Origin of the sequence: Selenomonas sp. oral taxon 126 (assembly GCF_001683335.1) — a bacterium.
Classification (GTDB): Bacteria; Bacillota; Negativicutes; order Selenomonadales; family Selenomonadaceae; genus Centipeda.
Map to the genome: position 1 here is coordinate 460,065 of NZ_CP016201.1, position 22,746 is coordinate 482,810.

The following is a 22,746-nucleotide window of genomic DNA, read 5'->3' on the forward strand; positions in this document are numbered from 1 at the left end:
CAAATCCATCGCAATTTATCAACACAGTCTCAAATGACAGATATATATATTTTATTCTCTTATTGACAAAATTATATGATAGGTATTAATATAAACATAAAAATTAAATATAAGAGGGAATAGGCGTCGAAAGACTTAATCTGGAATTCGGTGAGGAATCGCTGATGGAATCATTTTATCAGCGACTCCTCGAAGCCGGAGCGGTCCCGCCACTGTAAGGAAGAGCCTGCGCATAACAATGTCACTGGAGCTATCTCTGGGAAGGCGTGTGCAGGCGATGACACCAAGCCAGGATACTTACCTATTCCGACATCACCGTCGGCTTTTGCGGATTTCAAAGGCCGGTACCTGCGAGCGATGGGTAGGGGATTTTGTTCATATTTCATGACAGAGCATCTCCGGTTGTATTTAATGCACCGGTTTTTCTTTTCTCATGAAAAAAATCCGTCTGAACCAATCCATGGTCGCAGACGGATTTTTTCGTGGAAAGAAGGGATTCCCTGCGGTTATATTTTCCATATCTTTCAAAAACACTTGATTCTTCTGGAGAGAACGGAGGCTCTTTCATGTCTGAGAAAAGGAAAAAGAAACAGCTTGTTGCGGGCGTCCTGTGGATGCTGATGGTCGGTGCTCTGTCGCACCCCGCCGCAGCCGCCGAGACGACGCCCGCACCCGCCCCCGCGCAGGACGGTGCATACACAACCCCCGACATCACCGTCGAGGCGAAACGCCCCGCGTGGGAGGAGATCCTTTCCCCCGGCACCGTGACCGTCATTCGCCCCGAGGAGTTTCAGGGCGAGCAGAAGACCCTGCCCGACTTCCTCAAGATGGTGCCCGGCGTCCATGTACGCGAGGTCAACGGCAAGGGACAGTACACGACCGTGACCGTGCGCGGCTCGACGGCGGCACAGGTCGGTGTCTTTGTCGACGGCGTACTCACGAACCTCGGCGGCGACGCGGCGGTCGACATCTCGACCATCCCCGTCAGCAACGTCGAACGCATCGAGGTCTATCGCGGCTACATCCCCGCGCGCTTCGCAGGCACATTCATCGGCGGCGTCATCAATATCGTGACGAAAAGGCCCACGGGCGCACACGGCTCGGCGGAGATCGGTCCCGGCTCCTTCGGCTCGCGGAAGGCATCCGTCGAGGTCACGGCCCCCGTCGGCAGCGGCAGCCTCCTCTTTGGCTTCAACCACGAGCAGCGCGACGGGGATTTTCCATATCACAGCTATGCGGCGGATCAGTTCTATACAAATACGCAGCTCGGAAAACAGGTACTGGACACGAGAAAAGAGCTGCAAGGCTATTTGTCCATGACTGCGACGGAGAAATCCGCATACGATGCTGCAAACGGCGCAGGTGCATGGCAAAGCAAGGTGGACAGCTGTGTTCAGTGGCTGGAAGATAACGGTGTGCGAGAATCCGACTCTGCAGACAATCCGCAGCGCCGGCGCAAGTACAATGATTACAGGAACACAGACCTGCTGATCAAATGGCAGAATGACGATTGGATGATCAAGGGGACATACAAGAAAGTAAATCGTCACCTTCCGGACAGCCTGTGGGTTTCGACAAACAGCTATTTTGACATGATTGTACCGGGGCTGGAGACGGATCGATACGACCTCTACAAATACGACAGCCGCCGTCAGACGATTGATGCCGCAGAGCTGCTCGTCCAGCGCCGTTATATCGGAAAACGCTATGAATGGGGATGGATGATTGATTATCTGAACCAATCGAAGGACTACCGTGCGGAGCACATTGACGACCGCCTGCGCAAGCAGATCAGGATACCCATGCGTGAGTGGAGTAAATACCGCTCCAACAAATACAACGTGCAGGTCGACGGAACTTATGAACTCGGCAAGAACAATATGCTGGACTTCCAGATGAACTACTCGCACGAGCGCATGAAAATTCAAGGCGACGGCTTGGATGATGTCATTGATGATGTGCAGGCAGGCATCGGCAACCTCTGGGCGCAGATGCGCAATCAGTTCGATCAAAACATCTTCAACGTGCAGCTGCAGGATACGATCACGCTCGACAAACAGAGAACGTGGCAGCTGACGCCGGCGATCCGTTACAACCGCTCGGAGATTGTCGGCTACAGCAAGTTTGGTCGCTTCAATCCGCTAAAGACATACCGCTGGGTACATCCCGAGGACAGTCAGGTCGACTCCAAAGTGACATGGCAGCTTGCACTCAAGAAGGAGTTTACCCCCCATTTCTCCATGCGCATGACGGGTGGGACATACTTCCGTCTGCTCAACATGTATGAGATCGCGGGCGACGGTGCGGGCATTCTTCCGGCACCGATGGATTACCAGGGAAGCGGTGCGAAGTTCCCACAGCCGGAGTATGGCAAGCAGTTCGACCTCTCCGCCATCTGGGACGGCAGCGCGCTTGGCGCGGACAATCGGACGACACTGACGTATTTTTGGCGCGACACAGAGCGCATGCTATACCTCTATCGTGCAGGCCTCAACTACAGCTCGTATTTCAACGATATGCGCGGCAAGGCACATGGGATTGAGCTGCAGACCAATTTTCACTGGAAGAAGTTCGACCTCGACCTTGAGGGAACCTATCTCCAGATCAGCGCACAGCGCAGAAACTCCTCCCCCGGCGTACACTACGGCTGGTCCGAGGTGCGTCCGACCTACCAGCCGAAATGGGAGGGCAATCTCCGCCTGACCTATCGCCCGACAGAGAAATGGCTCTTCTTCGGTGAGACACATCATATCTCAAAATACTACACACATTACGCCATTCCGCAGGTCAGCGATCCAATAGAAAAAGAACTCGCAGGACGCCCACAGGAAGCTCTGACCGTCGTCAATCTGGGACTCAAGTGGTCGCCGAAAAAGGACATGACATTGACGCTTGGCTGCAACGATGTATTTGATCGTGGGCCGCAGCTGCGCGTAAACAGTGTACAGAGGTATGGCAGCTCCCCCGGCAAGGTCAATATCGAATACCCGCTACAGGGGCGCAGCTACTATGCGACATTCCGTTATGAATTTTAGGGAGGAAAGACAATGAAGATGCATTCAGGCAAACAGAAGCACTTGCAATTGGGGGCACTCGTTCTGTGCGGGCTGCTCTACGGCTCCGTGGCAAGTGCTGCAAATCTCGTGTCAACGATTCCATCGGACTATGGAAACAGCGAGATGGGGACAGTCACTGGCTCGCGCGTAACGACGGATGTCAGCGCGACGCCCAAAGTAGGAGTTCTGAAGAACCTCAACCGTGACCCTGCGTCCTTCGGATTCCATCAGAAGGGCAAAAGTCTGATTTTGCTGCGGCAGTACACCTACAGCACGACGGAACTGGAAGGAACCCAGCTCATCGACCCGAACTCTGAGGGGGCTGCTGCGTCGGTGGCAAACGGCAAGACGACCTCCGTACCGAATATGCACGCAGCGGCAGCCAGCGACGACTATATCTATATGACGGGCTATGACCTCGGCCAGATTGGCGTCGTGAAACGGGACGGTAAGCGTCTGATAGAGAACAAACGCGCCATTGTCAATCTCAAAGAGGACATCAAGAAATACTGCGGCTACAACTTCACCGAGACGTTCCAGAACCTTGATGAAGACAAAAATGGTGTGAAGGGCAAGACCTACACGGGTGACCCGACAAAGGCGATGGTGCACGGCGAGGCTCTGTTGGTCGAGGGACGCAAGCTCTACGTAGCTACATCCGTCAATCCGCTCGGCGACTATGATCCCTACGACGACGGCTTCCTCATGCAGTACGATATTCAGGACGACGGCAGCCTGAAATTCGGCAGCTATACGCGCATCAGCCGCAACATCGACCAAGGTCGGCTCAATAAGTTCAACAATCACATCCTCGTCTCCTGCATCGGCGGCTATCAGCATTACAATGGCACGGGAAACACGCATTACACGGCGATCAACGTGGCGAAGACCGATGCAAACGGTAAGCTGACGAGTACGACGCAGAAGCGCGTCGTACTGCCGCAGCATGTCAAAGGCACCGATCAGGACATACGCGATCTCAAAATTCTGCCAAACGGCACGGCGTATGTCATGACGTATAATCTCTCTCCGAGCGGCAGTCAAATTGATGCGAATGTCTACCAGACGACCGTATCCAACCTGCTATCCGATCATCCGGCCAATTGGACGCATATCACTTCCGTTACGCAGCGGGAAGGCTGGTTCGGCAAGCTCAATGCCGAGTACTACACGAAACGCCTGTGGCTCGAACTCGGCGATACGTTGAGTGTCTTTACGGATGGCGACGATGCGGAGAGGTATTCTTGGCAGGCAAAGGATTTCTCCGACAACAAGGCATTCTCCCGCTTCAACAAGGTCACGATGCTCGAACCGGATCATGTCTATGGCAGTACCGCCTCCGTCGTGCTCGCAGTGCCTGCAGCAGCAAACGATAATGCCGTGTGGCAAACCGGCACAGCGCTTACAGACAGTATCACACAATCGCAGAATTTCAGCAGCGATACACTTGTGCGCATCGGCAAGGACAAGCTCGGCGACAAAAAGACGAACGTCCTTGCTGCGATTTATGCATCGGATAACAATATAAACATCAACGCCGCAGGGCATAAGCTCAATCTCCAAGTAGAGAACACCGTCGGCAATCCGACGGGCATCTATGCTGGAAATGGCAAGAATGTTACCGTGACTGCACGCGAAGTCAACATCATCACGAAGGGCTTTGCGAACGGCAATACGCTGACGAACGCCATTCAGCTCGATGCCTCGAAAAATAAACCTACACAGATCACGATCAACGCCCCCGTCAACATCTCGATGACAGGCGGCTACGGCGGTAACGGTGTCGCCGTGCAAAAGAGTGATCGTCTTGGCGAGAAGTCGTATGCGGCGCGCAAAGCTTCCACCATTCATATCACCAAAGATCTGAAGATCGCAGGCGCGCGCACGGACGAATGGGGCATCCCCATCAACCGCGAAAATGTATTCTCTCGCTTCAACAACGCAGGCATCCTCACGCAGGTTGAAAAGAGCAATGTGACCGTAGACGGGAATGTGGATATGACCGTCTACGGCAACGGCGTGACGACGAATGCGAAGGACAGCAGCGTCCACATCGGCGGCGGCGCAATCCAGGTTCCCGCCGGTATGAAGTACAGCTACTATGCCCTTGGCGCATATCAGGGCACCATCAATATGAATACAGGCGCGGACGGCGCAACGCCCGGCACACGCGACGTGAAGCTCAACGGCGATCTCTTTGCGCTGTCCACCGGAAAACTGAATGTCGCCCTCACCACAGCGAACTCCTATCTGCACGGTCTCGTCGATAACGGCGGCACGGCGAATCTCTATCTGCAGAACGGCGCACAGTGGACGAACGAGGCGCGCAACGCACGCTACTATCAGGACGACGAAGACAAGGGCGCGGGCACCTTCACGGATGGCAAATATACCCCGAAGAGCCGCGTTACGAATTTCCACGGCGGCACGAGTGCAGCGACGCGCGGCTTCATCTTCCAGAAGAACGCACAGGAGCTTACCCTTGACAACTACAGTGGCCATACGAAGGTTGTCTATGAGCATGATGCTGCAACGCCAACCACGATGAAGGGCGGTGACGTCCGCATTGGAAAGGCAGCGGCAAACAGCGGCATCACGATCTCAACGCACAACGCGGGACTCAATACGAACTCGACGAAGGCAGCGGATGTGAACCTCGTGAGCGCGACACTGAATGCGCTGGCAAACAAGCTCTACTACACGGCGTATACGACGGGAGAGCGTAACCTCTCAGGTACGGCAGAGATCGCAGAGGGCCTTGTCTCTTCCTCGGCAACGCTGAAGCTTGCGCCGATCACATTCCGCAGCGAAAACGGACAGGGGCAATACACCTATGTGCCGGCAACAGATCCGGAACCAAAGCCAAACCCGGATCCTAAGCCGCCGACGCCGAATCCTGATCCAAAACCTAATCCGGATCCCAAGCCGCCGACGCCGAATCCTGATCCAAAACCAAACCCGGATCCTAAGCCGCCGACGCCGACCCCTGATCCGAAGCCAACACCGGATCCTAAGCCGACGCCTGATCCGAAACCGGAGCCAAAGCCGGAGCAGAGAACAGAGTTCTCGACCGGAATCACAGGGGACGAGAGCAAGGATGCAGCATACAAGGATGGTGGCGTGCGCAACAAGGATGGCGTCTATGTATTTGGAAAATCGACGACCGTCACCGCACCGACAGGGATTGCCGCCATCAAGGAGCACCCCGTCACCGTTACGACCGCTCCCGGCGCAACGCTGAAGCTCGCTGCGCAGACGACAGGTATCGATGCGGCAGCCGATGCGAGCGTCAAGATCTCGGGCGAGCGTTTGGATGTGCGCACACCGCAGGAGGAAGGTACGCACAGCATCAGAGCGGCACGGAACGCCAAGGTGGACATCGCCTCCGGATTCGACATCAAGGGTGCCGTAGAAAACATGGGCGGCATCATCACATTGAACGACATGGGCAAGACCAGCACATTCTCCGGCGATGTCTATCAGCGCGGCGGCGTGTTCAACCTGACACTCAGCGGCAAGGATTCGCGTGCACAGAGTGCGATTCGCAACAACGGCGGCACAGTGAACATCGACCTCTCGGGCGACGGTGCACAGTTCACGGGCAGCATCCGCAAGCTGAGCACGATGTCCTCCGCACTGCGGGCAGCCCCCTCCGCTCCGGGGCAGAACCTCCGCCTTGGCGCAAAGGCAACGTGGAACGTCACAGACGCCTCGGATATTACGAACCTCACAGCAGAGGGCGGACGCATCGTCCAGCAGTCGGACGGCGTTCTGAACATCAAGAACTACACGGGCAAAGCGACCGTGTTCTACGAAGGAACGGCGGACAAGGACGGCAAACTGACGCTCGCGAAGAATGGCAAAGTCCAAGTACAGAACGTCACGGGGACGAAGAACCACCTCACCTTTGCCACCAAGGCATTTGGCGAGTCGGAGGAGGCGGAGAAGAAAGTCGCCGCCGCGCTTGCGGGACAGTTCCGCTATACCGGGGATCGCGCGGCGAACATCAAGAACAACGCGCTCAAGAACCTCGATCTCGACGTCGTCATCGGCGAGGGCATCCTGAAATCCGAAGTGACGTACCAGATGCTCCTCGACCCTGCAACGGGCACGGCGAGCGGCATCAAGGAAATCGCACGTCCCCTGATCGGCAGCTACGAGACGCAGGTCATGCGCGGCGTCAAGTCCGCCATGGCATCGTCTGCGATGGCGTGGCGCGCCGAGGCGAACGACCTCATGAAGCGCATGGGCGATCTCAGACTTTCTCCTGAGGATGCAGGTCTCTGGGCGCACATCTATCGCGGCAAATCCTCGAGCGACAAGGACGGCATGGACTATGATCTGAACTATACGACCATCCAGATCGGCTACGACAAACAGGCGGGTGCGGACTGGCGCATCGGTGTCGCGGGCAGCTACATGAGCGGCAGTTCCTCCTATGCGTACGGCAGCGGCAAGAGCAAAGAGGGCAACTTCGGCGTCTACGGCACGTGGACGGGCAAATCCGGACAGTACGTCGATCTCATCGCCAAGATCGGCCGCCTCTCGAACGACTTCACCGTGTCCAATCCTGATGGGCTCTATGTCAAGGGCGACTACAAGACATGGGGTATGTCCATGTCCGCAGAGTACGGAAAACGCATCGCCATGGCGGGCGGCACCTACATCGAGCCGCAGGCAGAACTCATCTACACGCATCTGAACGGTGCGAACTACACGGGGCTCAGCAGCTACACATTCCATGGCGGCTCCTATCCGGATCTCGAGATCCGACAGGGCGCGATGAACAGCTTCATCGGGCGCATCGGCATCGGGTTCGGCAAAGAGACGGAGCGCAGCACCTGCTTTGCAAAACTCTCTCTCTATCACGAGTTTGCGGGCAGCCTCTCCACCGACTACATCGTCCCGACACAGGAAAAGAACACGCAGCTGGACTTCAAAGACACATGGATCGGTGTCCAGCTCGGCGGCACGATGAAGCTCAGCGACCGTACGAATCTCTACGGCAGCTTTGAGAAGACCTTCGCCGGCGATGTAAAGACCGACTGGCGTATCGACGCAGGGCTTCGCTGGAACTTCTGACACCATCTGCAAAAACGGTGACATGCTGTGAGAGACAAGAAGCAGGCATCCCTTCTTCTTGTTTCCACAGCATTGTATGCCACAGGGATAGGACACCATGACAAAGGTAAAGGAGTAAGACCATGAGGAAAGGATTTTTTTGCAGACGAAATCGTGTGCGTCTGAGCACGCTCGTCATGAGCGGGCTGCTCTGCGCGTCCACTGCGAGTGCTGCGGCATTGGTGGCAGGTGCTGCGGCAGATCCCGCGAACGGACAGCCCGGCACATTCTACGCGGATCAGACGGCGACAGAGTTCACGACGCAGCTGACCGGTGACGAAGACAAGGACGACGAATACATTGATGCGGATGTGCGGCAGGACGATGACAGCTACCTGTTCACCAAGGATTCGACGATCACCTATCAAAACAGCTCACCGTCAAGGAGCGGTGCGATCTATGCCAAAAAGAATTTGACGATCGATGCCTCAGGGCACATACTGACGATCAAGACCGGCGGAGAGGAAGAACGGGTCACGGAAGCCGCCGGTATCCGTCTCGCACCCACAAAGATCGCCAATATCAAAGCAGGTACACTCCGCCTGTTTGTGAACGATGAAAACTCTGCGGCTTCCCTGAAAAAAGCATACGGCATCCAAGGAGACAAGGGCACACTGAACATCACCGGCATGACGGAGATGGAGGTCAGCGGCACGGAGGTCAGTCATGGCGTCCACGCTTATCAGGATGACAAAATGACGCTGGACGGACTCAGGGCAAAGGTGAATACATCTGCGGAAAATTCGGCTGCGCTCTATGTCGGCTATACGGGACGCATCAGCGTAAACGTCAGGGACGGTGCAGCGGGCAGCAATGTGGTTCGCTTGGATGGCAATGTCGTCTCGCAAGATGCACAGAGCCATATAGATGTTGCTCTCACAGGTCCTACATCGTATCTCAAGGGGCTTGCCTTTGGCAACGGTACGCTCAATATGTGGCTGCAAAACGGCGCCGCATGGCACAACGTGAATCAAGGTGCAGCACTGCCGAAGTCTTATTGGGGCAGTCGTATCACATCCCTCACCGGTGGAGCTTCGCCGGAACGCGCCGGTCTGATCTTCCAGAATGAGGCCAATACCATCGCCGTTGACCAATACAGCGGATATACGCGCGTATTCTATAAGCACGATGCCGCCGCCCCGAAGAAACTCGTCGGCGGTGCGCTGCTGATCAATCATGCGGCTGCGGGCAGCGGCGTCACGATGGTTACGGACAATGCGGGACTGAATACGGATTCGACGGCAGCAGCCGATGTGAAACTCGTGGATGAGACGCTCGGCGCACTGGCGAACAAACTTTGGTATCGCGCCTATAAGGACGGCGAACGAAACCTGACGGGCAAAGTGGAAATCGCCGAAGGGCTGACGGCGACGTCTGCAAGCAAACGCATCGAGAACATGACCTTTGATGCGGCAAGTGGAAAGGGCATCTACGGCACCCCGCCTTCCACTGAGCAGACAAAGACGGCGTTCACTACGGGCCTCACCGGCGAGGCGACGCGTGACGCCGAATACACGGAGGCAGGCGTGCGTCAAGAAGACGGGAGCTTTGTATTTACGAAGGATTCAAAGATCACCGCCGGCGAGACCGAGATCAAGGCCGGCGCTTGGCTCACAACATTCAGTGCAGCGGTCTCGAATTCCGACATAAAGACGCCCGTGAATATCGATCTGAAAGGTCACAACCTCACGGTCAATACCAAGACAGACATCAGCACGGTCGGGATCACAGCCATCGGCAACGGAGCGCAGCTGAATATCAACAACGCCGGCGCGATTACCGTCAATGCGGAGAATACGGGCGGCGCTCAAACAGCCGCCGTCTACGCCAACAGCGGCGGCAAGGTGCACATCAAGAACGGCGGCGGTGACCTCGAATCCAAGATACTCAAGGTGCGTGCCAACAATGTAAGCACCAAGACAAATGTCGCTGTCATCAAGACGATGAACGGCGTGCCGGGCGCGGAATCCAACATCACGATTGACGGACTCGTCGATGTTCTGGCAGAAGGGAACAAGGAGAAGAACAGCGGTGCGAATGAAGCCGTCAGTGCCGTTGCCTCGACGATCGACATCGGCGGCGGCAAGATTATAACCAGGGGAGATACATGGGCGGCAATCCGTGCCTACGGCGAATTTGTCACGCAAAATACGGGCGTGGTCAACTTCAACGTCAAAAAGAATGCGTCCGGTATGGCGATTGATGCCGGTACGAACCGTGCCGTCATCGAGGGCGACTTCTCCACGAACGGCGGCATGGGAACAAAGGGGCGCATCAGTGTCGGTCTTTCGACGGCGGAGTCCTACTGGCTCGGCAACTATGTCGATACACACGGCTACGGCGTAACGCAGGGACAATACGGCAGCGTCAACCTCTTCATGAAGAACGGCTCCTACTGGAAGGGCTTTGCGAGCGGCGTCATGAACGTCGAGATGGCAGGTGCCAATACAAAGTGGATCGGCTTCAACATCGAAGACAATATGAAGCTCACGCTCAATGACGGTGCGACATGGTACAACGCGATCACGCCGGAGCAGAAGGGCTGGAAGGACGTCGCTGCCATCAGCCGTGTCAAGCATTTCAGCGGCAATGGCGGATTTATCGATATGACGGGAACAAACCGCTTCCTTGGACTCGGCGACAGTCTCGACCAGACGGGCGTTCCCGGTGCTGCCGTGCAGGGAAAATGCTCGGCAATCATAGAAAAGGGGCTTGGTGAGACCGGCAATCTCGAAATCGAAGAGTTCAGCGGCAATACGACCATGCGCTATCGCCATGACACTGCATCGCCGACGACGGTCTACGGCGGCACGACCACCATCAAAAAAGCGACAGCCGGAAGCTCCATTACCATGCTGACGGATAGTGCCGGACTCAATACGGAGTCGCAGAAAGCGTCGGATGTGAACCTCGTCAGCGCAACACTCGACGCCCTCGCAAAGAAGCTCTACTACACGGCATATACGACGAATGAGCGCAACCTCACGGGCAAGGCGACGATTGCCGAGGGGCTGACGGCATCGTCCGCCTCGAAGCGCGTCGAGAACATCACGTTCGACGAGGCGACGGGACAGGGCGGCTATCAGTACACACCGGCGCAGGATCCGAACGCTCAGACGCAGACTGAGTTTACCTCATCCATCACAAACGATGCGACACATGATGCGCCATACACAGCTGCATTCGTGCGCAAGGGCGACGGAGACTATGTGTTTACCAAAGATACCGTCATCCGCACGAATGACTCGGACAAGGTGATCGGCGGACCGTGGACGCCCCCGAACGCCCCCGCCATCTCGAACGTCAATCCAGACCGGCCGCTCAACATCGACATGAACGGCAAGAAACTGACCATCGAAACGCGCGGAGAGGGTACTGTCGTTGGCATCAGTGCCGTCGGCAAGGGCAGCAAGGTCAACGTGAAGAACGCCGGAGCGATTACGATTCGCGGGACGAACACGGGCAGCCTGTACTCCCCCACCCTCTTCGCCAATGGCGGCGGATCGATTCACATTCAAAACGGTGGCGAAAACCTTGAGGACAAGGTTCTCACACTGCGCTCCGTCGGCAAGAAGGAGGCAAGCCCTGCTGTCATCAAAACGATGAACGGCGTTGCTGGTGCAGAGTCAAACATCACGATCGACGGATTGGTCGATCTCCTTGCAGACGGCACATATCCGGACGGCAAAGGAGCAAATGAAGGCGTCAGCGCCGTCGCCTCGCGCGTCGACATCGGCGGCGGCTCCATCCGCGCAACGGGCAATGCCTGGGCAGCGATCCGCGCCTACGGCGAGTTCGCCTCAGATAACTACGGCACCGTCAACTTCAACGTCACAAAGGGCGCGGACGGGCTTGCAAACGGTGCGGGCAAGAACCGCGCCATCCTTGAGGGCGACATCGTCACGAACGGCGGTATGGGGACGAAGGGGCGCGTCAGCGTCGGACTCTCGACACCGGAGTCGCACTGGATCGGCAACTATGCCGATACGAGCGGCTACGGCGTGACACAGGGACAGCTCGGTGCGGTCAACCTCTTCATGAAGAACGGTTCCTACTGGAAGGGCTTCTCCAATGGCTGCATGAAGGTAGAGATGAGCGGCGTGGGAACACACTGGACAGGCTTCAATGTCGGGAACAATATGCAGCTCAAGCTCGCGGGCGGCGCTGTCTGGCACAACGCCATCACGCCGGAGCAGACAGACCAGGACAAAAAGCCGGCCATCAGCAGAGTCAAGTACTTCACGGGTGAGGGCGGCTTCATCGACATGACGGGAGTGAATCGCTTCCTCGCATCGAGCAAGAGCCTCAGCGGCTCTCCCGTGCAGACAGAATCATCTTCGGCAATCACCGAGAAGGGGCTTGGCGAGACGGGCGATCTCACGATTGAGAGCTACAGCGGCAGCACGAAGGTACTCTACCGCCACGATGAAAATAAGCCGACGACGATCTACGGCGGCAAGATCACGATCAAGAAAGCGGCAGAAAACAGCAACATCACGCTGACGACAGACAACGCCGGACTCAATACGGAGTCGCAGAAGGCAGCGGATGTGAACCTCGCCAGCGCGGCACTCGACGCCCTTGCGAAAAAGCTCTACTACACGGCATATACGACAAGTGAGCGCAATCTTACGGGCAAAGTCGAGATCGCCGAGGGTCTCACGACATCATCGGCGAGCAAACGCCTCGAGAACATCACGTTCGACGCGGCGACGGGACAGGGCGGCTACGCCTATACACCGAAAGAATCGACCGATCCGATTACGGAGTCAGAGACTCTGACCTATGACCGTCAGGCGATAGCGACGAAGGACGCCGCCTATAAAGTGGCGCTCTACGCAGGAAAATCGGAATACAATCATACAAATCCGATGGTCGTCGATATGAATGGGCACAGCCTGTATCTTGAAGCGAACAGTACGCAGAGAGGTCCCATTGCGCTCGCCGCCTACGACTCCGCAGGCATCCGCATTGTGAACAGCGGCGCAAAGAGGATGCTGACGCTCAAATCCACGAACACATCAACAGATTTGAACAGCGGCGCATGGGGTATTTATGCGCCCGGACAACTCCAGATTGACGCCCCCGTCACGATTGAGGAAGTTCGTTCCAAGGGTGTTCATGCGTTTGGTGTGGCTACGAACGGTGAGGATGGCTCTGCGCCCAGGGTCACGTTCAACAACGATTTGACCATAAAATCCTTGGTTTCCGAATATGTGGATCCGGATCACCAGTGGGACGATGGACGCTATCTTGCGGCCATTTCAGCGGCCAAGAATGCCCACATCACGGTCAAGGGCAATGCTGACATCCAGAACGTCAAGGGCAGCATCCTGCGCGTGACCGGCGAGGGCGGCATCATCGACATCAGCGGCGGCACGCTCAGTACGGCAGAGGACGCCGATCACACGAAGCAGTACTATCTTGTCCAAGCAAAAACGGGAACGGTGCGGCTTAACAGTCCGGACGGCAATGTCGGAAACAAGAAAATGAACATTTCCGGCGACATGAAGGTCATGCGCGAGTATGGAAAGAGCGACAGTGCACAGCTCACTCCTTTCGATTCCAAGGGAACGGTTGTCGCAGCGCTGACCACGGCAGACTCCGACTGGACGGGTGCAGTGACCTATGACGTTGATCGGGTGGACTCCCAGCAGCACCCAGGTGCCTTCACGGCGCATGAAGCAGGGCAAGTCGACCTGACGCTGCAAAATGGCGCCACGTGGACGAATATGCTGAAGTCCGGCGCTTCCGCATCTTGGCAGGGCAGCCGTCTCACTCATCTGACCGGCGGTTCCTCGGCAGAAAACGCGGGCATGATCTTCCAGAAGAATGACAAGGACATCACGGTCGACAACTACAGCGGTCATACGCGCGTGTTCTACCGCCATGACGCGGCGACACCGACGACAATGACGGGCGGCGACTTCCGCATAAAGAACGCAGCGGAAAACAGCAGCGTCACGCTGACGACGGATAACGCCGGACTCAATACCGAATCAAATGCAGCGGCGGATGTGAACCTCGTGAGTGCAGCACTTGACGCGCTCGCGAAAAAACTCTACTACACGGCGTATGCGAGCGGCGAGCAGAACCTCCTCGGCAAGGTGGAAATTGCCGAGGGGCTTACCTCGTCTGCCGCAAGCAAGCGCATTGAGAACATTACATTCGATGCGACGACCGGTCAGGGCGGCTATGCCTATACGCCGCAGTCGGAGGGGCAGACAACGGCGGAGTTCACGAAACGCCTCTTTGGCACGACCGACCAGGAGTATGTCGATGCGCACGTCAAGCAGGCGGATGGCACCTATCGCTTTACCAAGGACTCGACCATCACCTATCAAAACAAAACCGATATGAACATGGGCGCGGTCAAGCCGAATGCTGATGTCGTAATCGACGCCAAGGATCGCACGCTGACGGTCAAGAGCGGCAGCGGCAGAGATTCTGCCAAGGAGTCCGCTGCCATTTGGAACGACGGCAAGAAGCTGGACGTTACGGCGGGCACGCTGCGCCTCCTCGTCAATGACAGCGTTTCACAGCATCCGCTCGCGACCGCATCGGGCATTCGCACGACGGGCAAGGGCGCGACGACGATCAAGGGCATGACAGAGATCGACGTCGGCGGCACGAAGGTCAGCAAGGCGGTGTACGCCATGGGTGGCACGGTGACGCTGGACGGTCTTACGGCAAAGACAAATGCCGCCGCTGAGGATGCAGCCGCTCTCTATGCGCAGAATGACGGACACATCAGCGTCAACATCGATCACAACAACGCCGGCATGGGGACCGTGACGCTCGACGGTCATATCGTGGCAAAAGATGCGGCAAGCCGCGTGGATGCCGCGATCTACGGGAAGTCGTCCCATCTGAAGGGCTTCGTCTACGGCGATGGAACAACCAATCTATACCTGCAGAACGGCGGCGTTTGGGAAAACGAAAAACGGGGAGCGAATGTGCCGACCGGATTTACCGGCAGTCATGTCAAGCAGTTGACCGGCGGAGGATCCGAAGACGGCGCCGGCGTGATCTTCCAGAAGGACGACCGAAAGATCACCATCGACAAATACCACGGTTATACGAAGGTGTTCTTCGCCCATGACGCTGCGTCACCAACGACGATCAAGGGCGGTGACATCGTTATCAAAAAGGCAGTCGGGGGCAGCCGCATCACACTGGTCACAGATCATGCCGGCCTCAACACAAGTGCAACAGCGGGAATGGCAGAGAAAAATCTCGTGAATGCGACACTCGACGCGCTCGCCAAAAAGCTCTGGTATACGGGCTATGTAACAAACGAGCGCCTTCTCGCCGGCAAAGTACAGATTGCCGAGGGACTGACGGCATCCTCTGCCAGCAAACGCCTTGAGGATATCACCTTTGAGGCGGCAACGGGCAGGGGCGGCTACACGTATACACCACTGATCCCCCCACCGCCATCGCAGACACAGAGCGATTTCACGACCGCCATCAACGGCGAGGAAGTGCATGACACTGTATATGCAAATGCCGGTGTCCGCAAGTCCGACGGTCGTTATATCTTTACCAAGGACTCCACGATCACGACCGGCAAGGACATGATCGCAGCAGGCGCATGGATGAGCAATATCAGCGCAGCGATCTCAAGTGCCAACAAGGGAACGCTCGATATTGATCTGAGCGGAAAGAACCTCACCGTCAAGACCAAGACGGATGTCAGCACGACGGGCATCTCTGCCATTGGAAAGAACTCGAAGGTCAACGTCAAGAACGCCGGTGCGATCTCCATCGACGCGGAAAGCACGAACTACGGACAGACGGCGGCACTCTTCGTGAACGGCGGCGGCGCAATCCATATCGCCAACGGCGGCGGCAATCTTGAAGATAAGGTGCTGAAGGTACGCGCCAACGGCAACTATAAGACGAACGTCGCCGTCATCAAGTCGATGAACGGTGTGACAGGAGTCGAGTCGAACATCACGATCGACGGGCTCGTCGATGTGCTTGCGGACGGGAATGACAAAGTGAACGGCAAGGGCGCGAACGAAGCGGTCAGCGCCGTCGCCTCGACCATCAACATCGGCGGCGGCACCATCAAAGCCATCAACGGCGCATGGGCAGCGATCCGCGCCTACGGCGAATTCGTCTCGCAGAACTACGGCACGGTCAACTTCAACGTCACGAAGGGCGCCGACGGGCTTGCCAATGGTGCGGGCACGAATCGTGCCGTCATCGAGGGCGATATTGTCACAAACGGCGGCATGGGGACGAAGGGACGCGTCAGCGTCGGGCTCTCAACGGCAGATTCCCATTGGATCGGCAACTATGCCGATACGCGCGGGTATGGCGTAACCCCCGGACAGCTCGGCGCAGTCAACCTCTTTATGAAGAACGGCTCCTACTGGAAGGGCTTCTCCAACGGCTCCATGAAAGTCGAGATGAGCGGCGCGGGAACACACTGGACAGGCTTCAATGTCGGGGACAATTTGCAGCTCAAGCTCGCGGACGGCGCGATCTGGCACAACGCCATCACACCGGAGCAAAAAGATCAAGACAACAAAGGCGCAATCAGCAGGGTCAAGTATTTCTCGGGTGAAGGCGGCTTTATCGACATGACGGGAGAGAATCGCTTCCTCGCATCGAGCAACAGCCTGAGCGGTGCTCCCGTGCAGACAGGTTCTTCTGCCATCGAAGAGAAAGGGCTCGGCGAAACGGGCAATCTCGAAATTGAAGAATTCAGCGGTAGCACGAAGGTACTCTACCGCCACGATGCGGCATCGCCAACGACGGTCTACGGCGGTACGACAACGATCAAAAAGGCCACTGCAGGCAGTGCCGTCACACTCTCGACGGACAGCGTCGGACTCAATACGGAGTCGAAGAAGGCGGCGGATGTGAACCTCGTCAGTGCAACGCTCGACGCCCTCGCGAAGAAACTCTACTACACAGCATATACGACGAATGAACGCAATCTCACGGGCAAAGCCGAGATCGCCGAGGGTCTCACGACCTCGTCCGCCTCGAAGCGCCTCGAGAACATCACGTTCGACAAGTCGAGCGGTCAGGGCAGCTATGCCTATACGCCGGCGACTGACCCCAAACCGCCTACACCGCAGCCGGATCCCAAGCCGCCGACGCCGCAGCCGGATCCCAAGCCGCCGACGCCGCAGCCGGATCCCAAGCCCCCGACGCCGCAGCCGGATCCCAAGCCGCCGACGCCGCAGCCAGATCCGAAGCCGACGCCGGATCCAAAGCCGCCCACACCGAAACCAACACCCGATCCGAAGCCGAATCCGAAGATCGAGTACGGTGACTACGAGACGAAGCTCATGAGCGGCGTCAAGTCGGCGATGATGACATCGACAATGGCGTGGCGTGCCGAGGCGAACGACCTCATGAAGCGCATGGGTGACCTGCGTCTCTCGCCGCAGGATGCGGGTATCTGGGCGCGTGTCTATCGCGGCAAGACAACGAGCAACAAGGACAACGCCAACTTCCGCATGAACTACTCCACCATTCAGGTCGGCTATGACAAGCAGGTGAACAAGGATTGGCGCGTCGGTATCGCGGGCAGCTACATGAGCGGCAACTCATCCTACGCCGCCGGCAATGGCAAGAACAAGGAAGGCAACCTCGGCATCTATGGCACATGGTCGGGCAAAGACGGTGCATACGTCGATCTCATTGCAAAGATCGGCAGACTCCAGAACGAGTACACGGTCTACAACGACTATGGTCACTACGTCAAGGGCGACTTCAAGACATGGGGCGGTTCGCTCTCGGCAGAGTACGGCAAGCGCATCTCCATGCAGGGCGGCAGCTTCGTCGAGCCACAGGTCGAGCTCATCTACAGCCACATGAACGGCGTCGACTACACGGGCGACACGGACTATAGCGGCATGAAGATGTATGTGCACCAGAAACCGTATGACAGCTTCATCGGGCGTCTCGGCATCGGTGTTGGCAAGGAGACCGAGCGCAGCACCTGTTATGCGCGCGTCTCGCTCTACCACGAGTTCGCGGGCGACTTCCGCACGGAATACTCCGACGGCAGCAGCCCATGGAAGACGACACAGGTGGGCGGCAGCGACACATGGGTCGGCGTCCAGCTCGGCGGTACGCTCATGCTCAACGACCGTACGAACCTCTACGGCAACTTCGAGAAGACCTTCGGCGGCGACATCAAGACCGCGTGGCGCGTGGATGCAGGTATGCGCTGGAACTTCTGACTATATTACTAGCTGTAAACACAGGAAGAGGATTCCCTCCTCTTCCTGTGTTTATGGTAAGTTATTATCGATATACACAGGGTAAAGGAGTACATCATGAAGAAAGGATTGTTTCGCAAACACCGCAGTTTACGCCTGAGCGCCCTCGTTCTGGGTGGATTGCTCTGTGCCTCGACCACCAGCGCTGCAACGCTCGTAACGGCTGTTGCAACGGACTATGCCGATAGTCAGATGGGATCTCTGACAGGGTCGCATGTGAACACGCTTGTCAACGATCCGGCAAACGAAGGCCTGCTCAAAAATTTGGGCGGCGATGCCTCCGTATATAACTTTCATCAGTATGGTGTGAGCAAGCTCCTGCTCAAATACAACACGGGAGGAGAGACTGCCTACCGTCTCCTCAATCCCAACGCTCTCACAGGGGCATCAGAAGGCGCCAAGGGAAAACTCTCCTCGGTGCCGAATCCGCATGCAGTGGCGGCGACCGATCAATTTATCTATGCAGCAGGCTACGATCAGGGGAAGATTGGCGTGCTCCGCGAGGATGGCGGCACGCTCAAAGAACAGACCGCAGCCACTGTCGATCTGAAAAACGATATAAAGCAATATGCCGGCTACCAATTTACGGAGAGCTACACCAATCACGATACAGGTGTGACACAGACCGGCAATCCGACCGCAGCAAAGGTTCACGGCGAGGCACTCCTCATCAACGGACGCAACCTCTATGCGGCAGTCTCGGTCAATCCCACCGGCAGCTGGGACAGCTATGACGACGGCTTTCTCATGCACTACAAAATCAAGGATGACGGCGGTCTCACATTTGCCGGCAGCACGCGTATCGGACGCAATACGGATCAGGTGCGTCTGAACAGGTTCAATGACCACATCCTGCTCACCGCCATCGGTGGAAAACAGAACACAGGGGCAGGAAACCCATCACATACCGGTATAGACATCGTGCAGACCGGTAATGACGGCACCGTTTCAGCGGCAACCACGAAGAAGGTCGTGCTGCCCGCACATATAAAATCGACCGGCGAAGATCTGCGCGATCTGAAGGTCATGCCAAACGGCACGGCGTATGTCATGACGTACAATCTGACCACAGACGGAAAAATTGACGCGCATGTCTATCAGACGACCGTATCAAATCTGCTTTCCTCCAATCCGCAGGACTGGACAGAGCTGGCTGCCATGCAGAATGCAGAGGGCTATTCCGGAAAGATTGATGCCGAATATACCACCAAAAATCTCTGGATGCAGTTCGGCAATACCCTGCAGCGTTATCGAGATGGAGAGTCGAATGCGACAAACACATGGCAAGCAAAGGATTTTTCATCGAACAAAGCGCACTCGAATTTCAACAAATTTCTTAAGGTTGAGACGGATTATGTGACAGGACCTCTTGCCTCTGTCGTACTGACACAACCGTCCGAGCTTGGTGGTACAACAAGCACCGCCGAGGCAAATCCGGATGCTGTATGGAAGAACAATGCCTCTGTCACGGAGTCCGTTACAAGCTCCCAAGACTTTAGCGAAGATACGGTTGTCTCCATCGGCAAGGATAAACGCGGTGATCCCACGACAAACGCAGCATCTGCCCTCTATGCCATGACCGGCGAAGTAAACATTGATGCGGGTACGAATACGCTGCAGTTCCAGTCGGAGAATACCGTCGGCAATCCGACCGGCATCTACGCGGGCAATGGAAGCTCAGTAACACTGACCGCGAAGAAGATCAACGTCATCACAAAGGGTCTCGAAGGTGGCAACAGCCTCACGAATGCGATCCATCTGGATGATGACGGGGACAACGGACATGTCATAACGCTCAACGGCGACGTGAACATCTCGATGTCAGGAGGTCTTGGCGGAAACGGCATCGCAATCCAAAACCGGGATCACTTTGGTGAACCATCCATGGGTTACAACGCGGGTCCCAGTGTCGAAATCAACGGCAATCTGAGGATCGCCGGTTCGGACACAGGGAAATGGGGCATCCCGCTGAACTACCAAAACGTCATCTCGCGCTATAACAATGCGGGTATACTGACACGTACCGCCGGTTCCAGTGTCACCATATCCGGCGACGCGAATATGAGCGTATACGGCAACGGCGTCACCGTAAACGGCGCAGACTATGCGACCCCGTTGGTTACGATTGCTGGTGGTGGACGGATTCAGGTTCCCTCCGGCACGAAGTACAGCTACTATGCCCTCGCTGCATATATGGGCGAAATCTCCATGAACATGGGGCTGAACGGCAACACCCCCGGCACACGGGATGTGCAGCTGGACGGCGATCTCTTTGCCCATAAGGACGGCGGCGGTCTCAAGGTTGCACTCACAACGAGTCACTCATGGCTGCACGGACTCGTCGATGCCGGTTATGCGGAGCTTTACCTGCGAAACGGCTCGATATGGCTCAATGAGGCACGCAACGAACGCTATCATCAGGATCTGGAGGACATTGGCGCGGGCGAAGTCGTCGGTACGGGCAAGGAGAGGCACTACGTCGGCAAAAGCAAGCTCGTGAAATTCTTTGGCGGTGAAAGCGAAGCTGAACACGGCATCATCTATCAGAGGGATGCCAATCCGATCACCATTGGCAGCTACAGCGGTCATACGACCGTCGTCTACAACCACGATACAGCGACGCCGACCACGATGAAGGGCGGCGACGTCATCATCGACAAGGCGGTCGGTACGACGAACGTCATGACCCTCTTCACCGACGCCAACGGTGTTGCAAGCGGGAATCAGGGAACGGTACTGAACGCACTCGCCGAAAAGCTCACCTACAAGAGCCATGCTGACGGCAAGCTCACGGGCAAGCTCTCCCTCGCCGAGGGGCTGACCGCCTCCGCCGCGCACAAGAGCATCACCTTCACCGCAAGCGGCAAGGGTAGCTACGTTTCTCCCTCCGTAGAATACCATGCGCCCATCACGAAGGCAGATGCACCATCGGGTACGTATACACTGACGAAGGACGAGCGGCGGGATCTGACGCAGGCGGATGTGACCAAGGGCTTCAACAGCAAGTTGTCGGCACTCGCGAACTATGACAAAGACGCTGCCGGTAACGTAACGACAGGACTTACCGTCGATCTTGCGGGACATAACCTGACGCTCGGCATGGCGGCACCGGCGACGGACATGCATTATATCGGCACGATCTACGCCGGCAAGGAAAATTCCGTCACTCCGGCAAAGGCATTGACGATCAAGGACTCCGCAGGAGGCGGCGGGATTTTCCTGAGTGCAAAGCATGAACGTGTGTCGCCAAGACCGCGAATGGTTGACGGACTCTACGCAGATAAATTCTCCATCGTCAACATCGAAGCCCCGCTTACCATCACCTCGATCGAAAACGGAGGGGTTCAGTCGCATGGCATTTATGCCAACGAGGGTGCCAAGGTCACGCTAAAGGATCTCACGATTCAGCATGTGCAGGGAGGCGGCTCTCCCCTTCAAGTCTATGGCATCGGGGCGTATAAATCCGCCGAGATCCATGCGGAAAAGGTCAACATCTCCGGTGTAAAGGGGCTTGCACTCTATACGCTCAGCGGCGGTGACGACAATACCAGGATTTCCGTCGGCGGCGGAACAATCACGGCGGAAAGAGATGCTTCCAAGTCCAAAGATTACTGGGCGGTATCCGCGATGAGCGGAAAACTTCTCCTCAACGAAGGGAAGGATAAAAAACTCACTGTCGTCGGCAATATGCAGGCGGGGGGTACAAGCTATAAGGGAGAGATTGACGCATCCTTCACGACGGCAGATTCCTCGTGGACAGGTGCAATCGATCGCCACTCCGACAACGGGAAAGCCAACCTTACCCTCACCAACGGCGCAACATGGACGCATGAAGTACAGCTGAACAAGCTCGCGGGCGACGCTTCTTTCACCACCTCCCGGCTATCGAAGTTCACGGGCGGCGATGCGGCAGACAAAGCCGGCGTCGTACGGCAGGGTGAGAAGAACATCGAGATCGACGAATACGGCGGTCACACACGCTTCATCTTTGCACAGGACGGAGCAGCGACACCGACGATCAAGGGCGGCACGGTCACGATCAAGAGCGCTGCGGCGGGTTCGCACGTCACATTCAGCACCGACCCCGGCACGAACATCACGGACAGCAACGTCAAATCCGTACTCAAGTCCCTCGCGAACAAGCTCTATTATACGAAATACAAGAACGGCGAAACGAACCTCTCCGGCACCGTCGAGGTCAACGAGGGGCTTGTTTCCTCTGCTGCCAAATGGGCGGGTACGATCACCTACGACGGCACGACAGGACAGGGCACGTACGACGAGAATGCCACGCCGTCCCAGCCCTCAACCGAGCAGAAAAA

The 22,746-nt window shown here is 56.7% G+C and carries 3 protein-coding genes, 1 pseudogene and 1 riboswitch; all 4 genes and pseudogenes read left to right on the plus strand.

The genetic code is table 11. The features are described from left to right. Nucleotides 1-104 precede the first annotated feature (104 nt). Nucleotides 105-319, plus strand: a riboswitch (cobalamin riboswitch). Between the two features lie 247 nt (nucleotides 320-566). Continuing rightward, nucleotides 567-3,035: a TonB-dependent receptor plug domain-containing protein gene (locus AXF19_RS01980; protein ID WP_066844349.1), complete on the plus strand. Its 2,469-nt coding sequence runs from the start codon at nucleotides 567-569 to the stop codon at nucleotides 3,033-3,035. Between the two features lie 12 nt (nucleotides 3,036-3,047). Beyond that, nucleotides 3,048-8,138, plus strand: a complete 5,091-nt coding sequence (locus AXF19_RS14925) for an autotransporter outer membrane beta-barrel domain-containing protein (RefSeq protein WP_066844351.1) — start codon at nucleotides 3,048-3,050, stop codon at nucleotides 8,136-8,138. 155 nt (nucleotides 8,139-8,293) lie between these two features. Then, nucleotides 8,294-18,385: an autotransporter outer membrane beta-barrel domain-containing protein gene (locus AXF19_RS01990; RefSeq protein ID WP_066844353.1), complete on the plus strand. Its 10,092-nt coding sequence runs from the start codon at nucleotides 8,294-8,296 to the stop codon at nucleotides 18,383-18,385. A gap of 96 nt (nucleotides 18,386-18,481) precedes the next feature. Next, nucleotides 18,482-22,746, plus strand: a pseudogene (locus AXF19_RS14510) (autotransporter outer membrane beta-barrel domain-containing protein); the annotation flags it as partial.